At 70.0% G+C, this 20252-nt stretch carries 20 protein-coding genes and 1 other RNA gene; 12 read left to right on the top strand and 9 right to left on the bottom strand.

Annotation, left to right across the window (positions count from 1 at the left end; all coding sequences use genetic code 11):
- The first annotated feature begins 139 nt into the window (after positions 1–139).
- Together IEX37_RS02510 and rnpB are read left to right on the top strand one after the other, a co-directional pair.
- Positions 140–1591, top strand: a complete 1452-nt coding sequence (locus IEX37_RS02510) for a helix-turn-helix transcriptional regulator (RefSeq protein WP_188754643.1) — start codon at positions 140–142, stop codon at positions 1589–1591.
- A 35-nt stretch (positions 1592–1626) separates the two neighbouring features.
- Positions 1627–2002, top strand: an RNA gene (gene rnpB / locus IEX37_RS02505) — RNase P RNA component class A.
- A 2-nt stretch (positions 2003–2004) separates the two neighbouring features.
- Here the strand turns inward: rnpB and IEX37_RS02500 are convergent.
- From IEX37_RS02500 to IEX37_RS02485, 4 genes are all read right to left on the bottom strand, one after another.
- Positions 2005–2199, bottom strand: a complete 195-nt coding sequence (locus IEX37_RS02500; RefSeq protein WP_188754642.1) for a glycine zipper domain-containing protein — start codon at positions 2197–2199, stop codon at positions 2005–2007.
- Between the two features lie 71 nt (positions 2200–2270).
- On the bottom strand, positions 2271–3026 hold the full coding sequence (gene ppgK / locus IEX37_RS02495) for a polyphosphate--glucose phosphotransferase (protein ID WP_188754641.1): 756 nt from the start codon (positions 3024–3026) through the stop codon (positions 2271–2273).
- Between the two features lie 107 nt (positions 3027–3133).
- Positions 3134–3514: an RNA polymerase-binding protein RbpA gene (locus IEX37_RS02490; protein WP_188754640.1), complete on the bottom strand. Its 381-nt coding sequence runs from the start codon at positions 3512–3514 to the stop codon at positions 3134–3136.
- A 116-nt stretch (positions 3515–3630) separates the two neighbouring features.
- Positions 3631–4389 (bottom strand): glycerophosphodiester phosphodiesterase family protein, encoded by a 759-nt coding sequence (locus tag IEX37_RS02485; RefSeq protein ID WP_188754639.1) that lies wholly within the window; start codon positions 4387–4389, stop codon positions 3631–3633.
- A 243-nt stretch (positions 4390–4632) separates the two neighbouring features.
- On the opposite strand from IEX37_RS02485, the gene IEX37_RS02480 reads away from it, so the two are divergent.
- The 3 genes from IEX37_RS02480 to IEX37_RS02470 are packed head-to-tail and all read left to right on the top strand — an operon-like array spanning position 4633 to position 7191.
- Positions 4633–5409 carry an SDR family oxidoreductase gene (locus tag IEX37_RS02480; RefSeq protein WP_229663017.1) on the top strand — a complete coding sequence of 259 codons (777 nt, stop codon included), beginning with the start codon at positions 4633–4635 and terminating at the stop codon, positions 5407–5409.
- Between the two features lie 4 nt (positions 5410–5413).
- Positions 5414–5986, top strand: coding sequence for an anthranilate synthase component II (locus IEX37_RS02475; protein ID WP_188754638.1), 573 nt, complete (start codon positions 5414–5416; stop codon positions 5984–5986).
- The gene (locus tag IEX37_RS02470; RefSeq protein WP_188754637.1) at positions 5983–7191 is read left to right on the top strand and encodes an anthranilate synthase component I family protein; all 1209 of its coding nucleotides are present in this window, start codon (positions 5983–5985) and stop codon (positions 7189–7191) included. The genes IEX37_RS02475 and IEX37_RS02470 overlap by 4 nt, the downstream gene beginning before the upstream one ends.
- 4 nt (positions 7192–7195) lie before the next feature.
- Here IEX37_RS02470 and IEX37_RS02465 read toward each other — a convergent pair whose 3' ends face one another.
- A complete protein-coding gene (locus tag IEX37_RS02465; protein WP_188754636.1) occupies positions 7196–8134 on the bottom strand; it encodes an AEC family transporter in 939 nt (312 codons plus the stop codon).
- Positions 8135–8246: 112 nt separating this feature from the next.
- Between IEX37_RS02465 and IEX37_RS02460 the strand changes: the two genes are divergently transcribed.
- The 4 genes from IEX37_RS02460 to IEX37_RS02445 all read left to right on the top strand — a co-directional run bounded on the left by IEX37_RS02460 (position 8247) and on the right by IEX37_RS02445 (position 12174).
- The gene (locus IEX37_RS02460; protein WP_188754635.1) at positions 8247–8837 is read left to right on the top strand and encodes an LOG family protein; all 591 of its coding nucleotides are present in this window, start codon (positions 8247–8249) and stop codon (positions 8835–8837) included.
- Positions 8838–8888: 51 nt separating this feature from the next.
- A complete protein-coding gene (locus IEX37_RS02455) occupies positions 8889–9338 on the top strand; it encodes a helix-turn-helix transcriptional regulator (protein ID WP_229663016.1) in 450 nt (149 codons plus the stop codon).
- 4 nt (positions 9339–9342) lie between these two features.
- On the top strand, positions 9343–9750 hold the full coding sequence (locus tag IEX37_RS02450) for a VOC family protein (RefSeq protein WP_188754634.1): 408 nt from the start codon (positions 9343–9345) through the stop codon (positions 9748–9750).
- 63 nt (positions 9751–9813) lie between these two features.
- The gene (locus IEX37_RS02445) at positions 9814–12174 is read left to right on the top strand and encodes an ATP-binding cassette domain-containing protein (RefSeq protein ID WP_188754633.1); all 2361 of its coding nucleotides are present in this window, start codon (positions 9814–9816) and stop codon (positions 12172–12174) included.
- 97 nt (positions 12175–12271) lie between these two features.
- On the opposite strand, the gene IEX37_RS02440 is transcribed toward IEX37_RS02445, so the two are convergent.
- Complete coding sequence (locus IEX37_RS02440; protein ID WP_229663015.1) at positions 12272–16744, bottom strand: phosphodiester glycosidase family protein; 4473 nt, start codon at positions 16742–16744, stop codon at positions 12272–12274.
- 274 nt (positions 16745–17018) lie between these two features.
- Between IEX37_RS02440 and IEX37_RS02435 the strand changes: the two genes are divergently transcribed.
- Positions 17019–17276, top strand: a complete 258-nt coding sequence (locus IEX37_RS02435; protein ID WP_188754632.1) for a type II toxin-antitoxin system Phd/YefM family antitoxin — start codon at positions 17019–17021, stop codon at positions 17274–17276.
- Positions 17277–17279: 3 nt separating this feature from the next.
- Complete coding sequence (locus IEX37_RS02430) at positions 17280–17540, top strand: Txe/YoeB family addiction module toxin (protein WP_188754631.1); 261 nt, start codon at positions 17280–17282, stop codon at positions 17538–17540.
- Between the two features lie 79 nt (positions 17541–17619).
- Here the strand turns inward: IEX37_RS02430 and IEX37_RS02425 are convergent, their stop codons facing one another.
- From IEX37_RS02425 to IEX37_RS02415, 3 genes are all read right to left on the bottom strand, one after another.
- Positions 17620–18783, bottom strand: a complete 1164-nt coding sequence (locus IEX37_RS02425) for a DUF4232 domain-containing protein (protein ID WP_188754630.1) — start codon at positions 18781–18783, stop codon at positions 17620–17622.
- A 63-nt stretch (positions 18784–18846) separates the two neighbouring features.
- Complete coding sequence (locus IEX37_RS02420; RefSeq protein ID WP_268236508.1) at positions 18847–19236, bottom strand: type II toxin-antitoxin system VapC family toxin; 390 nt, start codon at positions 19234–19236, stop codon at positions 18847–18849.
- Positions 19230–19496, bottom strand: coding sequence for a type II toxin-antitoxin system Phd/YefM family antitoxin (locus IEX37_RS02415; RefSeq protein ID WP_188754629.1), 267 nt, complete (start codon positions 19494–19496; stop codon positions 19230–19232). Before IEX37_RS02415 ends, IEX37_RS02420 begins: the two co-directional genes overlap by 7 nt.
- Before the next feature lie 278 nt (positions 19497–19774).
- Here IEX37_RS02415 and IEX37_RS02410 point away from each other — a divergent pair, with 278 nt between their 5' ends.
- Entirely contained in the window at positions 19775–20233 is a 459-nt protein-coding gene (locus tag IEX37_RS02410; RefSeq protein ID WP_188754628.1) for a carboxymuconolactone decarboxylase family protein, read from the top strand.
- Positions 20234–20252: the final 19 nt, after the last annotated feature.

Raw genomic sequence — 20252 nt, 5'->3', positions numbered from 1 at the left:
TCGTGCTCCTCTTCTTCGTGCGGTCGGCGATGGGGCCGTGAGACCACGATGCGTGAAGAATCAGTCCTTCACAGGTCGGGAGGCCGGAGAAGTTTATGGATTCTTCCGTCCCGCAGATTCCGTGTGGCATGATCGGCGCATGACCATCGCGGAAGAACTGGCCGAGGAAGGTCCCGACGCCCTCGCTGTCGGCCGTCGGATCCGGCAGCTTCGCACCGCGCGAGGCCTCACTCTGGAAGAGCTCGCTGCGGCGGTGGGCCGCGCGCCGAGCCAGCTCTCCATGCTGGAGAACGGCCGCAGGGAGCCGCGCCTGTCGATGCTGCGCGCGATCGCCAAGGCGCTGGGCACGGGCCTCGATGCGCTCCTCGAAGCGGAGGAGTTGGACGAGCGCGCCAGCATGGAGATCGCGGTGGAGCGTGCGTTGCGATCGCCGCGGATGCAGGCGTTGGGCGTCACGCCCTTCCGGATCGGTCGCGGGCTGCCGGATGAGGCGCTGCGGGCCATCCTGCAGCTCGCGGGTGAGATCGACCGGCTCCACGATGAGCGTTCCGCCACGCCCGAGGAGGCGCGTCGCGCCAACCTCGAGCTGCGGCGGCTGATGCGCCGCCAGCACAACTACTTTCCCGAGCTCGAGCAGCACGCGCGCGATCTGCTGGCGGCGGTGGATCATCCCGGCGGCCCGCTGACGCAGCGCGGCGCGAGCGACATCGCCGCGCATCTGGGCTTCACCCTCCACTACGTGCCGGACCTGCCGCAGACCACCCGGAGCGTCGCCGATCTGCGCCACGGACGCATCTACCTCTCCGAGCGCGTCGCAGGCGACCCGCGCACGGCCGTGCTCCAAGCGCTCGCGAGCCGAGTGCTCGGCCACTCGGAGCCTGTGGACTACAGCGAGTTCCTGCGCCAGCGTGTGGAGCAGAACTACCTGATGGGGGCGCTGCTGATCCCCGAGGATCACGCCGTGCCCTTCCTGACGGATGCGAAGGCCCGGCGCGCCATCTCCATCGAGGATCTGCGGGACGCGTACGCGGTGTCGTACGAGAGCGCGGCGCACCGCTTCACGAACCTTGCGACCCAGCACCTGGGCATCCCGGTCCACTTCCTCAAGGTGCATGAGTCGGGCACCATCACGAAGGCGTACGAGAACGACGACGTCAACTTCCCGACCGACCGCCTCGGCTCGATCGAGGGACAGCTGTGCTGCCGGCGCTGGACGAGTCGCGTCGTGTTCGACGTGGACGACCGCTTCAACCCGTACTACCAGTACACCGACACCGGCAACGGCACGTACTGGTGCACGGCACGTGTCGAGCACTCGAGCCAGGGCGCCCACTCGGTCAGCGTGGGCGTGCGCTTCGAGGACACCAAGTGGTTCGTCGGTCGCGACACCGCCCACCGGGGGGTCTCCCGTCACGCGGTGGAGACGTGCTGCCGTCGGCCGCCGGCGGAGCTCGAGGGTGCGTGGCGTGATCGCGCGTGGCCGGATGCGCGCACGCCCCGGACGCTGCTCGCGACCCTGCCCACGGGTTCGTTCCCCGGCGTCGACACCACCGAGGTCTACGCCTTCCTGGAGGCGCACGCCCCGCGGTGAGCGCGCAGGTGCCGGGCGTAGACTGGGAGCGCGAATGGGTCGGCCGGACGGTCGCGTCGCGCACGGTTCGCCGTCGCGCGCCGAGGAACGTCCGGGCTCCACAGGGCAGGGCGGTGGGTAACACCCACCCGGAGCGATCCGCGAGACAGTGCCACAGAAAGCAGACCGCCGGGCGCCCTCGGGCGTCCCGGTAAGGGTGAAACGGTGGTGTAAGAGACCACCAGGGGTCGCGGTGACGCGGCCCGCTCGGTAAACCTCGCCCGGAGCAAGACCAGACAGGGGATGTCGACGCGGCCCGCCGAGTCCCCGGGTAGGTCGCTAGAGCGTCACGGCAACGTGCCGCCGAGAGAGATGGCCGTCAACGGGGCACACGCCCCCGAACAGAACCCGGCGTACAGGCCGGCCCATTCGCGTCAACGCTTCCGGCTGGCGTCCATCGCGGCGCCGACGGCGATGCCCAGTGAAAGGCCGATCCCGGCGCCGATGGCGATGTTGTCGAAGAAGAGCATGCCGATGAGCGCTCCGAACGGCAACCCGAGGGCAATGCCGATCGCCACGCCGTTCTGCGAGGGCTTGTCAGCCTGCCGTGAGGATCCGTCCTCAGCCATACGACCACGGTACGGGGCGACGGCCGGAGCCGCATCCCGACCCCACGTGTCGGTGCCGCGGCGCGCGGGGACTACGCCAGGGCGAGGGAGGCGGCGCCGATGATGCCCGCGTTGTTGCGGTGGACGGCGGGGATCATCTCCGCGCGTGTCTTGAGCAGCGGCATGAACTTCTCGGGGTTCTTGGACACGCCGCCGCCGACGAGGATCAGGTCGGGGGAGAAGAGGAACTCGACGTGGTCGTAGAACTTCTGCAGGCGGTGCGCCCACTGCTCCCAGGACAGGCCGTCGCGCTCGCGCGCGGTCGCGGCGGCGTAGCGCTCGATCGAGTGGCCGTCCCACTGGAGGTGTCCGAGCTCGGTGTTCGGTACGAGCGCGCCTTCGAACAGGAAGGCCGAGCCGATTCCGGTCCCCAGTGTCGTGAGGATCGTCAGACCCGGGCGGTCCTTCGCGGCTCCGTAGCGCAGCTCGGCGAGACCGGCGGCGTCGGCGTCGTTGACGAAATGGATGTCGCGCCCGAGACCGTCCTCGAAGAACTTCTCGGCCTCGAAGTTCAGCCACTTCTTCGAGACGTTCGCAGCCGACAGGGTGCGTCCGTTCTTGACGATCGTGGGGAAGCAGACGCCCAGAGGGAGGGAGTCGGCGTCGGGCCCGAGCAGGTCGAGCAGCTCGCGGACCGTCGCGAGAACGTCCTTGGGCTTGGCGCCCTCGGGGGTCGGGATGCGCACGCGATCACTGAGCAGCGCGCCCTTCTCGAGATCGACGATGCCGGCCTTCATGCCGGTCCCGCCGATGTCCACGCCGACAGCACGATGAACGCTCTTCGCCATGGACTCAAGCCTATGGGAGCCGCGGACCGCGTCCGGACGCGGCGGCCCACGCGCGGGCACAACGAAAGACGCCGGCTCGATGAGCCGGCGTCCTGGTCGTGGACCGCTTACGCGGACTTCGCGCGGGTCGGGTCCTCACCGGCGCCGCGACGTGCGCGGATGTACTCGAGGCGCTCCGCCAGGATCTCCTCGAGCTCGGGGATCGTGCGACGCTCCAGGAGCATGTCCCAGTGCGTACGGGGCGCCTTGTCGCCACTGCGATCGATCTCGACGGTGCTGCCGTCGAGCTTGAGCAGGGCCTCGCCGCCACACGTGCGGCACTCCCAGGTCTCGGGCGCCTCGGCGTCCGCGGCGAACGTCAGGGCGGTGTCCCGGCCGCACTTCGCACACTCGTAGGTGTACTGCGTGCGCTCCATGAAGACGACGCCCTCTTCGCTCTGGAGGCTCTGGGCGCCGAGTCGGATTCCCCGAAGGCTACGATCTGCCATTTTGTGGTCCTCTCGTCGGAGATCAGGTATAACGTTCCCGGCTGAGCGCATCATCCGAAGCACACGCCGCCCGCCGGCTTTCTCAGCGGAATCCCAGCGTCGAGACGTCCTCGTCCTCAGCGGGTCAGGACGTCGAGTGCGACGTCTGCTCGGTCCGTCACGATGCCGTCCACGCCGCGCGCGACCAGCGACCGCATGCGGTCCGGATCGTTCACGGTCCAGACGTGCACCTCGACGCCTTCCGCGTGCGCCCACGCGATCAAGCGCGAGGTCAGCACGGGTAACGGCCCGCGGCGTTCCGGGATCTGGAGGGCGTCGAGTCCGCGGAGCAGACGGCGGGCCACAGGGCGCAGACCGAGGGCCACGGTGCCCACCAGGCGGGCGATGGTCTCCGAGCCCGGGGACGTCGCGGGGCGCGCGGGAGCCGCGGCGTCGAGCGCCTCACGGCGGCGGGCGTCGGAGAAGCTCGTGAGGAGCACCCGGTCCGCATGCTCCTGGACGAGGCGACCCGCAGGCGCTGCGGCGGCCGCGGCCTTGACGTCGAGGTTGAAGCGGGTGGCGGGAAACGCCTCGAGGGCCTGCTCGAGAGTCGCCAGACCGCCGCGGTCGGACATGAGCTGCTCCAGCTCGCGCAGCGAGACATCGGCGATCGGACGCGGATCCCCCGTGACGCGCTCGAGGGTGTCGTCGTGGAACAGGACCACGACACCGTCGGCCGTGACGTGGCAGTCCGACTCGACGTAGACGGCGCCGGCGGCGTGGGCCGCCGCGATCGACGCGAAGGAGTTCTCGACCGCCGGCTCTCCGGGGAGACTCAGTCCGCGGTGCGCGAGCACACGAGGGTGTGGCGTGCCTGACAGGTACGGGTGGGGCATTCTGGTTCTCTCCTGGCCCGCTCGACGTGCCGACAGGGTTCTTGCCGGCGGGTCGACCGGCCATGACCTCTCGCGCACAGTAGCAGGACGAGCAGTCCCGGCGCGGCGGCCTGGGGAGATCCGTTTCCAATCCCGGTCGGCCGACGTTGGCACCTTTCGACAGGGCTCCGGGGATGCTCGTTGGTAGTGTCGAACAGTCCCGTTCCGGCCGATCCGGCCCCGTTCGTCCTTCAGGAGTCCTCTGTGACCGACGCACCCGCTCTGCCCATCGCCCCCGGAACCCTCGCGGGGAAGGTCGCCCTGGTCACGGGCTCGTCCCGCGGCATCGGGGCGGACACGGTGCGCTACCTCGCTCAGGCGGGAGCGGACGTCGTCATCAACTACCGCAACAAGGCACCGCGCGCGGAGAAGCTCGCGGCGGAGGTGCGCGAGTTCGGTGTCCGGGCGCTGGTCGTCGGAGCGGATCTGACGGAGCCGGCCACGGTCGACGCGATGTTCACCGCGGTGCCCGAAGAGCTCGGACGCCTCGACGTCCTCGTGCTCAACGCCTCGGGCGGCATGGAGTCGGGCATGCCCGAGGACTACGCGCTCAAGCTCAATCGGGATGCGCAGGTCGGTGTGCTGACGTCCGCGCTGCCGCTGCTGAGGGAGGGGTCGCGCGTGGTGTTCGTGACGAGCCACCAGGCCCACTTCATCCGCACGACGCCGACGATGCCCGAGTACGAGCCCGTCGCGTTGTCCAAGCGCGCCGGCGAGGACGCGCTCAGGGAGCTGATCCCGTCGCTCGAGGACAAGGGGATCGGTTTCACGGTCGTCTCGGGGGACATGATCGAGGGCACCATCACGGCGACGCTGCTGGAGCGCGCGAACCCGGGCGCGATCGCCCACCGCCGTGAGTCGGCCGGGAAGCTCTACAACGTCGCCGAGTTCGCCGCGGAGGTGGCACGGGCCGTGGTCGATCCGGTGCCCGCGGACCACACGCGTCTCGTCGGGGACACCAGCGGCTTTGCCGCAGAATAGGCGCATGCCCGCGCACGACGTCGTCGTGGTCGACCATCACGACAGCTACACCGGCAATCTCGTGCACCTCATCGCCCGGGTCACCGGTGTGCTGCCGCGCGTCGTCGAGCACGACGAGTGCACGGCCGCGGAGGTGCTGCGCCACGACTTCGTCGTGCTCTCGCCGGGACCGGGCCATCCGTCCGACCCGCACGACTTCGCCGTCGGACGGGAGGTGCTGCGCGCGGGGGAGCGGCCGGTGCTCGGGGTGTGCCTGGGGATGCAGGGCATCGTGTCGACATTCGGTGGCGTCGTGGAGCGCGTCGCGCCCGGGCACGGCGTCGACGCGACGATCACGCACGACGGCACCGGCCTGTTCTCGGGGGTGCCGAACGGTTTCCGCGCGATTCGCTACCACTCGCTGGCAGCGCTGGAGCTTCCCGATGACGTCCGGGTGACCGCGACCGACGAGCGCACGGGCCTCGTCATGGGCGTTGCCCACCGCACGCTGCCGGTATCGGGCGTGCAGTTCCACCCCGAGTCCGTGCTCACCGAGCACGGCGAGGCGGTCGTGCGCAATTTCCTGGACGCCGCGTGAGCGGCCGGTTCGACGAGGCGATCCGGAATCCCCGCTGCGTCTGGCTGCAGGCGGGGGACGGGGGTCCGCAGGTCGCGTGGCTCGAGCCGGACGACGTGTCGCTCACGTACGACGCCGCACGTCGCGAGGTCACGCGGCACGCGAGCGGGCGCGCCGAGGTCGTCGGCACCGACGTGTTCGCCGTGCTCGAGGCGGAGCTGCGGAGCGGGAGCCCCGCGGACCGCTGGTACGGCTACTTCGGCTACGCGGCACGACCCGACCTTCCCGCTCGCGGCGACGATCTCCTGCCGGACGCCGTCTGGATGCGGCCCTCGCGGATCGAGCGACTGCCGATGCCCGCCGCCGACATCCCACGCCCGGCCGCCCCCGCCGCCTTCGAGCCCGAGCCCACGCCGCAGTGGTACGCCGAGGCGTTCGCGACGGTGCAGGAGCATCTGCACGCCGGCAACTCGTACGAGGTGAACCTGACATACCGCGGCAGCGTGGCGAGCGGTCTCCCGCCCGCCGAGGCGTTCGCCCGCCTGTGCGCGATCAACCCCGCACCCTATGCCGCGTATGTCCAGCACGACGTGCCCGGCGCGCGGGCGTTCGTGCTCAGTTCTTCCCCGGAGCGATACGCGCGCCTCGACCGCGACGGCACGCTGGAGGCAAAGCCGATCAAGGGCACGACGCCGCGCGGCGCGACGCCCGAGCAGGATGAGGCCGCCGCGGCGCAGTTGGCGACCGAGCCCCGGTTCCGCTCCGAGAACCTCATGATCGTCGACCTCCTGCGCCACGACCTGTCACAGGTGTGCGAGGTGGGCAGCGTCGAGGTGCCCAAACTCATGGCCGTCGAGTCGTACGCGTCCGTCCATCAGCTCGTCTCGACCGTCCGCGGCACGCTGCGAGAGGAGATCGGCGTGCTGGGAGCGCTGCGGGCGCTGTTCCCCGCGGGCTCGATGACGGGGGCCCCGAAGCTGCGCACCATGCAGATCATCGACGCCGTCGAGGGCATGCCGCGAGGCGCCTACTCGGGGGCGCTCGGATGGATCTCGGGGGACGGACGGGCCGACCTGGGCGTCATCATCCGCACGCTGACGACCAATGGCGATGGGGAGTACCGCCTCGGGACGGGCGGAGGGATCACTGTGCAGTCCGAGGTCGACGACGAGTACACGGAGTCGCGCTGGAAGGCGGAGCGGCTGCTGCGCGCGCTCGCGCCCTGAGCTCTCACGCGCCCAGCAGCACGGCCGCGGCGAAGACCACCGGCAGACATCCGAACGTCGTGAGGAACACGACATCCCGCGCGAGCACCTCGCCCACGTCGTAGCGCTGCGCGTAGTTGAACACGTTCTGGGCGCTCGGAAGGCTGGCGAGCACTACGACCACGAGCATCGCGTGCGGGCCGAGCCCGAACAGCAGGCCGATTCCCCAGGCCGCGAGCGGCATCAAGAGCAGCTTCAGCGCGGTCGCGAGCAGCACGTCGGGCCGCGACGCTCGTGTGGTGAGCACGCGTTGGCCGTGCAGCGACATGCCGAAGCTCAGCAGCAGGATCGGAACCGCAGCCCCGGCGAGCAGGCCGATCGGCTCGGCCACGATGGGCGGCAACTCGATCCCGGTGACAGCGACCAGCACGCCCAGGGCCGCGCCGACGATCATCGGGTTGCGCAGCGTGCGACGCATCACGGTGCCGAGGTGACCGGCGTGCTGGCCGTCCGTCGTGCGCGAGGACACGCCGTCGAGGATCGTCAACACCACGGGAGTGATGACCAACAGCTGGACCAGGATCACCGGGGCGGCGTACGCGCCGTCCCCGAGCAGGTACGTCGCGATCGGGATCCCGATGTTGTTCCCGTTGACATAGCCGGCACCGAGCGCTCCGACGACCACCTCGCCGAGCGGGCGTTTCCATGCCAGACGCGCGATGAGGGCGTACGCGGCGAACGTCGCGAGCGCCGCGAGGGCCGACACGGGCAGCAGCGCGGAGAAGAGAAGCTCGAGGTCCGCCTCCGCGAGCACGGAGAACAGCAGGAACGGGTTGAGGACGAAGAACGTCAGCCGGCTCAGCACGTACCGCGCATGAGGGCCGAGGAGGTCGATGCGCGCGACCACATAGCCGGTGAGGATCGCGAGCCCCACGACGGCGAAGCCGATCAGGACGCCGTTCATCGCGGATACGGCATAGAAGGGGCGAGGGGCACCCTGTCAACCTAAGGCGTTGCCTAGGCTGGGATGCGGCAGAAGCACCGATGTCACCCGATCCGCGAGGAGAAACCTCTTCATGACGCTGCAACGTGTCGCCGTGTTCACCGGCTCGTCCCCCGGCGTCGATCCCGGGTACGCCCGCGCCGCCGTCGACGTGGGGCAGGCGCTCGCGGCGCACGGGGTGGGTGTGGTCTACGGGGGCGGCAACGTCGGCCTGATGGGCGCCGTGTCCACCGCGGCGCGGGAGGCCGGCGCGGAGGTGTACGGCGTCATGCCGGAAGCCCTCGTGGACAAGGAGATGGCGCACCCCGATCTGACCACGTTCGAGATCGTGCCCGACATGCACGCGCGCAAGCTGCGGATGGCCGAGCTCTCCGATGGGTTCGTGGCCCTGCCCGGCGGCATCGGCACGCTCGAGGAGTTCTTCGAGGTGTGGACCTGGCTCCAGCTCGGCATCCACCGCAAGCCCGTGGCCGTCTACGACGTGCGGGGGTTCTGGCGACCCATGCTCACGATGGTGGATCGCATGGTCGAGGAGGGCTTCGTCACGGCGGAGTTCCGCGAGTCGCTCGTGGTCGTCGACACGCCACGCGCGCTGATCCACTCGCTCGAGACGTGGACGCCGCCCCCGCCGAAGTGGGGGAGCGGGGAGGCCCCGCCGGTCTGACACCGTGCGGTGCTGCTGCGCTCCACGCGCGCCTCGTGGCACGATCGTGCAGTGGACGATTCGAGACGCCAGGCGCGCCTGCGCGAGCTGACGCTGCTGCGAAGGGTCCGCGACCGCATGGATCGCGAGTACGCCCACCCTCTCGACGTCGAGGCGCTCGCTCGAAGCGTGGGAATGTCGGCAGGGCACCTGAGCCGTCAGTTCAAGCGCGCGTATGGCGAATCGCCCTACAGCTACCTCATGACCCGCCGCATCGAGCGCGCCATGACCCTGCTGCGCCGCGGCGACCTCAGCGTCACAGACGTGTGTTTCGAGGTGGGGTGCTCGTCGCTCGGAACGTTCAGCACGCGGTTCACCGAGCTCGTCGGCATGCCGCCCAGCGTCTACAAGAGATCCGCTGACGACCATGGCATGCCCGGTCTGCCGTCGCTGGTCGTCAAGAACGTCACGAGGCCGATCAGGAATCGAGAAGCGCGGCGTCGGACCCCGCGGTTAGCGTGACCGCATGAACATCACCATCTTCTCCAGCTTCCTTCCGCACACCGACCCGGAGGCGTCGCTCGCCTTCTACCGCGACCTCCTGGGGTTCGAGGTCCGCCTCGACGTCGGCCAGGGCGCCATGCGCTGGATCACCGTGGGCCCCGCCGGTCAGGACACCTCCGTCGTGCTCTACCCGCCCGCCGCGGATCCCTCGCTCACCGAGGACGAGCAGCGCACCATCGCCGAGATGATGGCGAAGGGCACGTTCGCCAGCCTCCTTCTCGCGACCGCAGACCTGGACGCCGCCTTCGAGGCGCTCGAGGCCGGGGGAGCGGACATCGTCCAGGAGCCCATCGAGCAGGACTATGGCGTGCGCGACTTCGCGGTGCGCGATCCCGCGGGCAACATGCTGCGCGTGCAGGAGCGCCGGTGACGGCGCGCTGACGCCGTCGCGGACCCCGTCCGTCCCACCCACCCGTTCCGACCGGAGAGCCGCATGACCCAGCAACCCCCGCATCCTGCCGACAGCCACGACCTCATCCGCGTGCAGGGCGCGCGCGAGAACAACCTCAAAGACCTCGACGTCGACATCCCCAAGCGCCGGCTGACGGTCTTCACGGGCGTGTCGGGCTCCGGAAAGAGCTCGCTGGTGTTCGACACGATCGCCGCGGAGTCGCGGCGCCTGATCGACGAGACGTACAGCGCCTTCGTGCAGGGCTTCATGCCCTCGGTGCCGCGCCCGGACGTCGACGTGCTCGAGGGGCTGACGACGGCGATCATCGTCGACCAGGAGCGCCTGGGCGCGAACCCCCGCTCGACGGTCGGCACGGTGACCGACGCGAATGCGATGCTGCGGATCCTGTTCAGCCGGCTGGGGGAGCCGTACATCGGGGGACCGACCGCGTTCTCCTTCAACATCCCCACGCAGAAGGCCAGCGGTGTGATGTCGTCTGCGAAGGGCGACAAGAAGGTCGTCAAGGACGTCGTCTACCTGGGCGGCATGTGCCCGCGTTGCGAAGGCCGTGGGCAGGTGTCGGACATCGACCTGAGCCAGGTGATCGACGAGTCCAAGTCTCTGCTCGAAGGCGCGATCAAGGTCCCCGGCTACACCCCCGACGGCTGGATGGTGAAGGGCTTCACCGAGTCCGGGTTCTTCCCGCCCGACAAGCCCATCTCCACCTTCACCGAGCGGCAGCGGGAGGACTTCCTCTACAAGAAGCCCACGAAGATCCGCGCCCTCGACATGAACATGACCTACGAGGGCCTGATCCCCAAGATCACCAAGGCGATGCTCTCCAAGGACGTGGACTCGCTTCAGCCGCACATCCGCGCGTTCGTGGAGCGGGTCGCGACCTTCGCGACGTGCCCGGAGTGCGACGGTACGCGGCTGACGGAGGGGGCGCGGTCGTCGAAGATCGACGGGATCAGCATCGCGGACGCGTGTCGGATGCAGGTGACGGACCTGGCCGAGTGGGTGGCGCGCCTCGACCGCCCGGGAGCGGGACCACTGCTGGACGCACTGCGTGCGAACCTGTCGGCGTTCGTGACGCTCGGTCTCGGCTACCTGAGCCTCGACCGCCCCTCGGGCACGCTGAGCGGGGGAGAGGCGCAGCGGATCAAGATGCTGCGCCATCTGGGGTCGGCGCTGACCGATGTGACGTACGTCTTCGACGAGCCGACGATCGGCCTGCACCCGCACGACATCCAGCGCATGAACGAGCTCCTGCTGCAGTTGCGCGACAAGGGCAACACGGTGCTCGTGGTCGAGCACAAACCGGAGGCCATCGAGATCGCCGATCACGTCGTCGACCTCGGTCCCGGCGCGGGAAGCGCGGGCGGCACCATCTGCTACGAGGGCCCGGTGGAGGGCCTCAAGACGAGCGAGACCCTCACCGGCCGCCACCTCGGCTACCGCGCGCAGCTGAAATCCGACGTGCGAACTGCGACGGGGGCGATCCGGGTGCGGGGGGCTACCGCGAACAACCTCCAGAACGTGGACGTCGACGTGCCGCGGGGCGTGTTGACCGTCGTGACCGGAGTGGCCGGGTCGGGCAAGAGCTCGCTCATCCACGGCTACATCGCGGGGCTCGAGGGGGTCGTGTCGATCGATCAGGGCGCCATCAAGGGATCCCGCCGCAGCAATCCGGCGACCTACACCGGCATGCTCGAACCGATCCGCAAAGCGTTCGCGAAGGCGAACGGCGTCAAGCCCGCGCTCTTCAGCGCCAACTCGGAGGGTGCTTGCCCCTCGTGCAAGGGGGCCGGCGTGATCGTCACGGAGCTGGGCTTCATGGACACCGTGGAGACGCCGTGCGAGGACTGCGGCGGCAAGCGGTTCCAACCCGCCGTGCTGGACTACAAGCTGGGCGGCAAGGACATCACCGAGGTGCTCGATCTGCCTGTCGCGGAGGCGCGCGCCTTCTTCTCGAGCGGTGAGGCGAAGATCCCGGCGGCGGCGGCCGTGCTGGGCCGGCTGGAAGACGTCGGGCTCGGGTACCTCACGATCGGCCAACCTCTGTCGACCCTGTCAGGAGGTGAACGGCAGCGCATCAAGCTCGCGAACGAGATGGGGGAGAAGTCTGACGTGTACGTCCTGGACGAACCCACCACGGGGCTTCACCTCGCCGATGTCGACAACCTCCTGCACCTCCTGGACCGGCTGGTCGATGCGGGCAAGACCGTGATCGTCATCGAGCATCACCAGGCCGTCATGGCACACGCCGACTGGATCATCGATCTCGGTCCTGGTGCGGGGCACGACGGCGGGAAGGTCGTCTTCCAGGGCCCGCCCGCGCAGTTGGTCGCTGAGCGGTCGACGCTCACGGGGGAACATCTGGCGCGCTATGTCGGCGCCTGAGCGCTGAGCGCTGAGCGCTGAGCGCTGAGGTTCCGGCGCCTGGAACGACCGCGGGGCGGACCGTCTCTCGACGACCCGCCCCGCGGCGTTTTTGACCTCAGTCCTCCTGACGGCGGGCGCGTACGCGCTGCGCGAGCCAGAGGCCGGCGCCGCCGAGCAGGAGCGCGACCGCCGCGACCACCCAGACCGCCGTCGGGTCGCCGACCCCGGTGGTCGCCAGCGGGTCGCTGGCCGAGGAGCCGCCCGTGGACGGGTCGCGGTCCGTCGCGCCGTCGGATGCACCGTCGGTGGCGCCGTCGGTGTCCTGATCGGCGTCGGACGGCGCGGCCGCGATCGTGATCGGCGCCCAGCCGATCAGCGTGCCGTCGACCCGGTACAGCGCGAGACGGTGCTCGCCGGCCGCGAGTGCCGACACGTCCACCCGAACGGCGTCCGCCGAGACGGCCTGCCAGCCGAGCGGCTGCGGCGTGGAGAACGCGTAGACGGAGAGCCACTCGCCGTCCACGGCGATCCCGCTCGGCAGCGTCAGGGTCGCCACCGAGCCGTTCAGCGTCGCGGACACTCCGCCGCGGTTACCGCCGTCGAGACCGTCGGCGCCGGGGTTCGGCGCCGGCTGGACGATCAGCGGGCGCTGGTCGACCAGCGCAGCGGCGCTCCGGACGACGGCCGTGCCGTAGCCCGCTGCGGTCGCGGTGACCTCGACGCTGATCTCGGCGAGGGAGTCGGCCGCGGTGAGGCGGTACTCGGTGCCCTCGGCGCCGGCGATCGGCTCGCCGTCGCGCAGCCACACGAGCTGCGTCTCCGTGGCCAGATCCCACTCGCCGAGCGTCGCGGTGAGCAGTCCGCCGACGGCGCGCTCGCCGGACACGGTGGGGGCGGCGACGAGCACGAGCTCGCCCTCGCCGATGACCACCGCATTGCTGGGCACGACGGCGGGCGCGTGGCCGCGAGCGGTGACCGTCGCCTCGGCGACGATCTCGCTCCCGAGGTCGCCGGCGGTGACGTCGTAGGTCAGGCCCTCGGCGCCGGCGATCGGCTCGCCGTCGCGCAGCCACCGGTACGAGACCTCAGCGCCCTCGGGCACCGACCACACGTGAGCGGCGGTCAGCGTGCCGCCGACGGCCGCAGTGCCCGTGACGTCGAGGGTCGCGTCGCCCAGCTCGAACTGCTTCGGCGCGACCACGAGGTCGGCCTGGGCGGTCTCGCCGTTGACCGTGACGTCGATGCGAGCGGTGCCTACGCCGACGGCCTCGATCGTCCCGGCACGCGGGTCGATGGCGACCACGGCATCCTCGGGCGCGTCCTGGGCATTCCCGACGTGCACGCCGTCTCCGCCCCACGCGCTCGACACCGGCCAGGCGACCGGAACGACCCGGCCCTCGTCCTGCGTGAAGCTCGCCGACACCTCGCCGGACTCGCCGAAGACGAGGCGCTCGGGAGCCGAGACCGTGAGGCCGGACTCGTCGACGCGCGCCTTCGTCTCGACCTTGAGCCACGAGCCCTCGGCGTCGCGCCACAGACCCTGGGCGGGATCCACACCGAGCATCATCCAGCCGGTGAAGCCACCGTTCGCAGGCGTCGACGCGGGATCCTTGCCCGAGTTCCCGCTGATGACGTACGGCACTCCGTCGACGCTGGAGCTGTGGAAGACGCCCACGTGACCGGCGATGTAGGCCGCCGACTTCCCGCTGGACTCGCGGAAGTCCTGCAGCCAGTTGTCGATCATCGCGGCTTCGTTCCGATCCGTCAGCTGGCTGCCCTTGGTCGGAAGCGGATCGTTCGTCGGCATGTGCGACACGAGCATGACGCCCGTGATCTCGGGGTTGGTGGCAGCGTCGTCCAGCTGCGCGCGCAGCATCTGCACCTGCGCGAACTCGCTGGCCATGCGGGCGGTCGCGGAGTTCATCATGATGAAGCGCGTGCCCTCGACGTCAACCGTGCGGTACGTGTCACCGAACGCCGCACGGAAGTTGTTGATCGAGGCGCCCATGATCTCGTGGTTGCCGGGGAGGTAGTACCACGGGAAGTCCGCACCCTCGAGCTCCTCGTCGAGGATGCGTCGAGCGAGCTCGAAGTCCTCAGGGGCAGCCTCATCGACGAAGTCGCCGTTCAGCAGCATGAGGTCGGGCTCGGACGCCACGATCTCGCGCAGCGCTTCCCGCGCGCCCTGCACCGCGCCGCTGTTGGGGTTGCGGGCGACGAACTGCGCGTCGGAGAACACAGCCACGCGCAGCGGGTCGCCGTCGGTCGCGCCGGCGGGAGCGATCACCGGGTCCTCGACCCGGTTCACGACGGGTGCCTCCACGCCCTCCGGCGGGAGGTAGGCGTAGATCTTCGAGAACTCGAGCGAGCCCGTGTACTGCTTGGCCGCGACCGTCTCCAGCACGCGGATGCGCTCGAGCTTCAGGGGAAACTCGAACGACTCGGGGACGATGAAGTCCTGGCGCTCCCAGCCGGTCCACGTGGTGTGGAGCGACTGCTGCCCATCCGGGCCGTCGATCCAGTTGCGCACGCCGTTGGCCTGCATCACCTGCAGGCGCAGGAGCGAGCCCTTGCCGTCGCCCTTGACCCAGACCGACAGCTTCTGCGGGCGACCCGGGATGTCGATGCCGCCCGAGCCGCCGGGAACGGCACCCGGCGCCACGGCGTAGCGGCCGCGCGTGCCGGTCGACTCGGTGAAGTTGTAGTTCACGCGGATGCTGGGGCTGCCCTCATGACCCTCGCCCGGCTCCACCGATCCGGTCGGAGCGCGGTCGTGCGCCGTGGTCCAGCCGCTGATGTCGGAGAAGTCGTCGATCAGTCGCACCTCGAGCGGAACCGCGACGATGACCTCGAGCGTGACGCCGTCGGCCTCGAACACGAGTCGCGCCGTGCCCTCCTCGCCGATGGCCGTGACCTCGAAACGGCCGTCATCGGTGGGGGAGACCTCGAACACGTCCGGGGTGGGGTTCGTCACCGTCACGTCACGGGCCTCGACGGGCGCCGTGAAGCCGGCCTTGTCGTGGCCGGTGAGGCCGATGATCGTCCGGGAGCCGATGGTCTCGAGCGTGATGCTCGTCTCCGCCGTGCTGAGGTGGTCGAGCCGTCCGAGCACGCGCACGTCGAGCGTGCCCTGCGCGCGCTCTCCGGCCGTGACGACGGTCGAGCCGGTCGCGACACCGGTGACGATGCCCCGCGCGCCCGCGGCAGCCGCGGACGCCACGTCGGCGTCTGCCGTCGACCAGGACTGCGCCACGGCCTCGACAGCGGCATTCATCTCGTCGTGACCGTGGGCAAGCACGGTGCGCGAGAGCCCGGGGAAGACGCGGAGCGCTTCCTCGCGCGTCTGCTGCGCGGCCTCGAGACGGAAGCCGGTGAGGTTGCCGGACCCGGGCTGCGCAAGGAACAGCCCGAGGCCGTCGCCGTCACGTCGCTCGTAGCCGTCGGACGGGGTGTTCGAGATCGTGCTCAGCGTGTGACCCGGCTTGCGGACGTTGACCTGGCTCGAGCCGCCGCCGTCGACGTTGGTGGCGTTGTGCGCGCCGAGGTCCTTCATGAACTGGCCCTGCTCGGTCAGCGTCATGCCGCGGGCGATCGCGGTGCGACCGTCCACCTGCACGAAGTACGCCGTGGCGCCGTCCTCACTGAAGCCCACCATCGTGCGGGGGTGAAGATCGTTGTTGCTCGCGCGCACGACCTCGCCGTCCCGGAGGATGCGGTGCCAGGCGCCGCCGGCCTCCTGGACCTCGAGCTCTCCCGCGTCGATGCGGTAGTCGATCGAGACGAGGTCGCCGGGCTGGAGGGTGCGCAGCGCCGCGGCCTCTGCACGCGACGCCGGTGCGACGATCGCACGCACACCCTCGGGCAGCTGGCCCTCGCCGACGGTCTCCGAGACCGACTGCACGCGGTCGTCCGGGCCCACAAGGACCTCGACGCCCGCGCCGCCGTTGAGCACGCGCGCACGGCTGTAGGAGCCCCAGCGCGGCGTGTAGAGCGCCACGCCGGTTCCGAGCGAGGTGACGTTGATGCCGCCGAGGCGGAGCGTCCTGTCGCCGAAGGCCACGCTGCCCTCGAGCAGGAGGTCCGTGAGCGAGCCCAGACCGTGCTGATCGATCACGATCGAGGGCGCCGCGTCCGGGTTGCCGGACTTCAGGATCTCCCCGTTCTGCACGCCCCATCCCGCGGCCGCGTTCGAGTTGTTGATGTCGAAGCGGTCGAGATTGATCCCCGCGACGGCGCCGGCGCCGTCCACCATCTCCGTGACCGTCGCACCGTCACCCGCGATCGTCTCGGGGCTGAGGTAGCCGACGCGCACCGTCTCCGGGCTCAGCTGCGCCTTGAGGATGTTCACCTGCTGCCAGCCCGACGCGTCCAGGCGCTCGTACTTCACGTGCACGAGGCCGGGAGCGAGCTCCGCGCGCTCGAGGTTGTTGACGACCGCAGCACCCTGCGAGTCGAGGTTCATTCCGTCGACGACGACGGGGGGCAGCGGCGCCGCGAAGGCAGCTGTCGGCGCGAGGGCGATGGCGAGTGTGGCGGCGGTCAACGCCGCCAACACACCGCTGGCGCGCGTGCGTGAGCGCAAATGCATGGAGGATCTCCTGTAGGGGGGATAGGTGTTCTGTCGGCCCGCGCGACCGGAGTCGGAATCTGGGCACGACGTTCTCGACCCTCCCGAGCACAGGTGAACCGGAAGAGGCCCCACGGTGAACAACGCGTGACGGGGAGAAGAGCCTCCGGCGGCAGGAGCGCAAGCGGCAGATGTCCCATCGGTGACCCCGAGCGTCGACACCCAGCCGGGAAAGGTGCTCGGCAAGGGGATCTCACGCGGCGTTGTACAATATCTTGTACAGGGGAGGTGTGCGTTGAAGACGATGAGCTACAGCGAGTCGCGTGCTCGCTATGCCGAGGTGCTGAGTGCCGTGGTCGACGATCGGGAAGAGGTCGTCATCACCCGCGCCGGGCACGATCCCGTCGTGATCGTGTCTCTGGAGGAGTTCGAGTCCCTGCGCGAGACCGCATACCTGATGCGGTCGCCTGCGAACGCGCGCCGTCTGCTCGATGCCATGGATCGCCTTGAGGCGGGACGAGGCGCCGCGCACAACCTCGCGGACGATGACTGATCGATGCTGCTTGTCTGGGACGAGAGCGCCTGGGTGGACTACCTGTGGTGGCAGGCGCAGGATCGCCGGGTGCTCAGGCGCATCAACCAGCTGATCCTCGACGTCACACGGAACGGCAACGAGGGAATCGGCAAGCCTGAGCCCCTGAAGTACGACCTGTCCGGCTACTGTTCACGGCGCATCACCGACGAGCACCGCCTCGTTTACAAGGTCACCGAGACCGAGGTTCGTGTCGCAGCTTGCCGCTATCACTACGGCCGCTAGCCTTCAGCCGATAATGCACATTATGTCAACGTAGCTATGTACCGCGCCCCACCGCGAACCCCACGACGCCGTCGACCGCTCACTCCCGGACGTACCAGGGCGTCAGCGTCATCTCACCGTCGTCGACGATGTCGAGGGTCTTCGTCGCAGCCGTCCGGTCGGCACCTGGCCACGGTGCCATCAGCACCGTGATCTCGCTCGGGCGTCCCGTCGGCGCGCGCCACACGAGATCGGCTCGTGCGGTGCGACCGGGCTCGAGGGTCACCGCGTCTCCCCCGATCGGCTCGCCGGCGGGCGAGTGCTCCCGCGGCTCGATCAGCGGACGGATCGCATTGCCGTCCTCCGACGCGAACGCGAGGTCGGGCAGACCGTTCAGGTCGCATGCCTCGGTGGAGACGTTGCGCGCCTCGAACGCGAGATACCGCGTCCCCGTGGCGGCGTCCGAGCCGGCGATCGTCACCACGACGTCGTCGGGCGAGCAGCGTCCCGGGAAGTCGGGAGCGGCGCTGGACGCGACCTCCGACGGCGGATCGGTGGGCACCGGCGATGCGGCCGGCTCCGTCTGCTCGCGCTGCGCGACCTCGGTGGTCGCCGAGCGGGCCGCCTCACGCGTCACCACGGCAAGACATGTCGCGGCGACGGCGGCGGCCACGACCAGTCCCCCGCCGCGTACGAGCAGCCCCCGTGCGCGCCCGCGCGGGCTCGGGATCCCGATGAGAGCCGTGGCGACGGCGGGAATCCACCCCCAGAGCAGCCCCCAGCGCGCCGCTTCCATCAGCGCGGGCAGCGTGAAGGTGCGCACGAAGGATCCTCCCGCTCCCCCGAACGTCTCCGTCCAGAGCAGCCACTGCCCCAACTGAGCAACGCCGACGACGCCCACGGCGACGATCACGAGGCCGCCCCACAGCACGAGCGCGCGTACCCACCGGCGCTGACTCGGCCGGATGCGGAGAACGAACACCGAGACTGCCGCCAGTGCGAATCCGAGGGTGACGAGCAGCGTCAGCCAGATCATCAGGGGCCACGGAGCGACGGTGTAGCCGGCGTGGGCGGGGATGATCGTCGGTGCCCAGGGTTCGAGCGCGCGCCAGACCTCCACGGAACCGCGCCAGGCCAGCGCGCGATGCAGAAGATCGGCCGCGACGGCAGCGAGCACGCCCGTCACGGCGAACGCCACCCATCCGATCCGACCGATGATCGATCGTCCCCCTGTGCGGTGCGGTGCGGGTCGGTCCTGCGTCATCACTGCGCAAGTCTCGCACGCACCGCGGCGGCCGTCCTCCTCACGCAGTCGAGCGCGACGCGATCAGCGCGGTGAGGACACCCGGAGTCCCGCGGCCCTCGCGGCGCCGGCCAGCTCACTGTCGTACGTGATCAGCTCGTCGGCTCCAATCCGGAGCGCCGTGGCCAGGTGGATCGCGTCATTCGACCGGAGCGGCGCGTGCGTGCCCGCCGCGAGCAGATCGCCGCGTGTGATGTCGATGAGCGTGACGGCGCCGAGGATCGCGGCGATGGACGTCGGCGTGACGAGTTCGGGCCGACGGCCGGCGGCGCAGTGCAACTCCGTGTGGAGCAGCCAGGAGGACGCGATGGTGGCCTCGGTGCCGCCCCACCATGTCCGCAACGCCGATGTCTCGTCCTCGAGAACGATGAGTTTCATCGCTGCGGACGTGTCGAGATACGCGGATGTCACCATCTCCCCCGCGCATCGTCGACCAACTGGTCGGATGGCGTCGGCGAGGCGACCGGATCGATGGCGAGCAGCGCTTCCTTGTCAGCGATCGGCCCGCGAGCCTCGCCGCGGGCGATCATGCCGTCGAGCACTCCCCCTGCCGGAGGGACGATGAGCGCGGCGACGCGACCGTTGTTCGTCACCCGCACCGACTCCCCCGCTTCGACGCGCCGCAGGATCTCGCCGCTGCGGTTGCGCATCTCGCGGTGACTGACCGTCTCCATGTAGCACAACGTAGCACGGCGTGGCAGCTATGTCGGCGGGCGCGGCGAATCTGCGCCGTCCTCGACCCGGCGGGCGGCGGCGCTGCCGACCGACGCGCCGTACAGCACGAACGCCAGCATCGCCGCGCATGCGGCGAGTGTCCCGGTGGCCAGGACGGGAATCAACCCACGGGCTGGACTGTCACACTTCGCGCCGTGCCGTCGACATATGAAGTAGCCGCGGCATCGCGACGCGTCGGCGTCGGCACCGAGGGCCCGCGGGCGACACGAGGAGAACCATGACGCGCATCAACATCGGGCGCACGAACAAGCTCGGCTATGCGGCGGTGATCGGGCTGGAGGGCTACGTCCGCAGTGCCCTCGATGCGGAGCTGTACGAGCTGATCAAGCTCCGCGCGTCGATCGTGAACGGATGCGGCTTCTGCGTGGACATCCACGCGACCGATGGACGCAAGCGCGGCATCCCGGAACGGAAGCTCGCCGCCGTGGCCGCCTGGCAGCACGCCGGAGCGCTGCTCGATGCGCGGGAGCGCGCGGTGCTCGCGCTCACGGACGCCGTCACGCGCCTGGGGCCCGACACGGTGACCGACGAGATCTGGGGCGCGGCCGCCGAGCACTTCGACGAGGCTCAGCTGGGAGCGATCGTGCTGGCCATCGCCACCATCAACGTGTGGAACCGCGTGGCGATCGCGACCGAGATGGAGCCGCCGCTGGACGCGAAGCATCCCCTGGCCTGACGGGGCTAGCGTGGTGGAC

The organism is Microbacterium album, assembly GCF_014643695.1.
Lineage (GTDB): Bacteria > Actinomycetota > Actinomycetes > Actinomycetales > Microbacteriaceae > Microbacterium > Microbacterium album.
Note: the sequence above shows the minus strand (reverse complement) of the source record. Positions and strands in the feature narration are given on the sequence as shown.